The sequence below is a fragment of the Collimonas fungivorans genome (assembly GCF_028292705.1).
GTDB classification, from domain to species: domain Bacteria; phylum Pseudomonadota; class Gammaproteobacteria; order Burkholderiales; family Burkholderiaceae_D; genus Collimonas; species Collimonas fungivorans_B.
In genome coordinates this window covers 1-2,530 of record NZ_JAQGLV010000358.1, presented here as the reverse complement: position 1 = coordinate 2,530, position 2,530 = coordinate 1, and the positions used below count along the sequence as shown (strand labels likewise).

The following is a 2,530-nucleotide window of genomic DNA, read 5'->3' as shown; positions in this document are numbered from 1 at the left end:
CCCGCACTTCTTCCAGTTGCTTGGTGACGTCGGCGCGCACCGCACGCAGCGCGCTGAATTTGTCGATCAGGGCAGCAGCGCCGTCGATTTCCGGCAGCGTGTAATAGGTCTGGGTGAAAATGGTTTCGTCGCTGGCGGCAAACGCTTCCGGGCTGGCGAAGAACGACCAGGCTTCTTCCGCCGTGAACGACAGCGTCGGCGCCATTACCCGCAGCAAGGCCTGGGTGATGTGCCAGATCGCGGTTTGCGCGGAACGGCGCGCCGGCGAGCTGACGCCGCTGGTGTACAGGCGGTCTTTCAGGATGTCGAGGTAGAAGCCGCCCAGGTCTTCCGAGCAGTACATCTGCAGCTTCGAGATCACCGGATGGAATTCGTAGGTCTCGTAGTGCTGCAGGATATCGGCTTGCAGCTGCGCCATGCTGGCGATCGCATAGCGGTCGATTTCCAGCAGGTCGGCGATCGGCACCGCATCCTTCAACGGATCGAAGTCAGAAGTGTTGGCCAGCAGGAAGCGCAAGGTATTGCGGATGCGGCGATACGATTCGGTGACGCGTTTCAGGATTTCGTCGGAGATCGTGATTTCACCCGAGTAGTCGCTGGCAGCCACCCACAGGCGCAGGATTTCCGCACCCAGCGAGTCCGCTACCTTTTGCGGCTCGACGCCGTTCTTCAGCGACTTCGACATCTTGCGGCCTTCGCCGTCGACCACGAAGCCGTGCGTCAGCAGTGCGTTATACGGCGCGCGGCCATTCAGCATGGAGGAAGTCAGCAGCGACGAGTGGAACCAGCCGCGATGCTGGTCCGAACCTTCCAGGTAGAGGTCGGCCGGGAACTGCAACTGGCTGGCGTGCGAACCGCGCAATACTGTCTGGTGGGTAGAGCCGGAATCGAACCAGACATCCAGCGTGTCCTTGTTCTTGACATAGTTGACGGCGTCGTCGCCCAGCAATTCCTTCGGGTCAAGCGCCTGCCAGGCTTCGATCCCGCTCTGCTCGACGCGCTGCGCGATCTGTTCCAGCAGCTCCGGCGTACGCGGATGCAGCTGGCCGCTTTCCTTGTGCACGAAGAACGCCATCGGCACGCCCCACTGGCGTTGGCGCGACAGGGTCCAGTCGGGGCGGTTGGCGATCATGCCGTGCAGGCGCGCCTTGCCCCAGCTTGGGAAAAATGCGGTTTCTTCAATCGCTTGCAGGGCGGTTGCGCGCAGGCTCGGCTGGCCGTCCTTCGGCAAGTTGTCCATGCTGGCGAACCACTGCGAAGTGGCGCGGTAGATGATCGGCGTCTTGTGGCGCCAGCAGTGCATGTAGCTGTGGTCGAACATGACCAGCTTGAACAGCGCGCCGGCTTCTTCCAGCTTGGCGCAGATCGGCTTGGACGCTTCCCAGATGGTCATGCCGGCAAAGAACGGCAGCCAGGACGCGAACTTGCCGTCGCCCATGACCGGGCTGATGATGTCGTCGTCCTTCATGCCATGCGCTTTGCAGGAGATGAAGTCTTCGATGCCGTAAGCCGGCGCCGAGTGCACGATGCCGGTGCCGCTGTCGGTGGTGACGTAGTCGCCCAGGTAGACCGGCGACAGGCGGTTGTAGCCAGGATCGCTGTCGGCCAGCGGGTGCTTGAAATTGATCAGCGCCAGTGCTTCGCCTTTGCAGCTGGCGATGACCTTGCCTTCGAGGCCGAAACGCTGCAGCGAATCTTCGACCAGGTCCTGCGCCAGGATCAGCAGCAGCGGCGCGCCGTTGCGCGTGGTCTGCACCAGCGCGTAGTCGACTTCCGGATGGACGTTGAGCGCCTGGTTGGACGGGATGGTCCACGGCGTGGTGGTCCAGATCACCACATAGCCTTCATTGGTCGGCAGCGATGGCAGACTGAAGGCAGCAGCCAGTTTTTCAGGCTCGGCAAATGGGAAGCCGACGTCGATCGACGGGTCGCGCTTGTCCTGGTATTCGACTTCAGCCTCGGCCAGGGCCGAACCGCAATCGAAGCACCAGTTGACCGGTTTCAGGCCGCGGTAGACATATCCCTTTTCCAGGATGGCGCCGAGCGCGCGCAGTTCGTCTGCTTCATTGCCGAAGGCCATGGTCAGGTAGGGGTTGTCCCATTCGCCCAGCACGCCGAGGCGGATGAAGTCTTTGCGCTGCAGGTCGATCTGTTCGTTGGCGTAAGCGCGCGCTTTCGACTGCACTTCAGCCACCGGCAGGTTCTTGCCGTATTTCTTTTCGATCTGGATCTCGATCGGCATGCCGTGGCAATCCCAGCCCGGCACGTAAGGCGCATCGAAGCCGGCCATGTTGCGGGCCTTGACGATCATGTCCTTGAGGATCTTGTTGACGGCGTGGCCCAGGTGGATCTCGCCGTTGGCGTAGGGCGGGCCGTCATGCAGGATGAATTTCGGGCGGCCCTTGGAGGCCTTGCGGATCCGTTCGTAGACTTTCTTTTCCTGCCACTGCTTGACCCATTGCGGCTCGCGCTTGGCGAGGTCGCCGCGCATGGGGAAGGGCGTCTCGGTCATGTTGACCGGGTATTTGCT

General features: G+C 62.0%; 1 protein-coding gene. It reads right to left on the bottom strand.

Going from position 1 to position 2,530, the window contains the following annotated elements; genetic code table 11:
- The coding region (gene ileS, locus JWQ61_RS19835; RefSeq protein WP_304362024.1) for an isoleucine--tRNA ligase at positions 1–2,530 on the bottom strand (2,530 nt) is incomplete at both ends.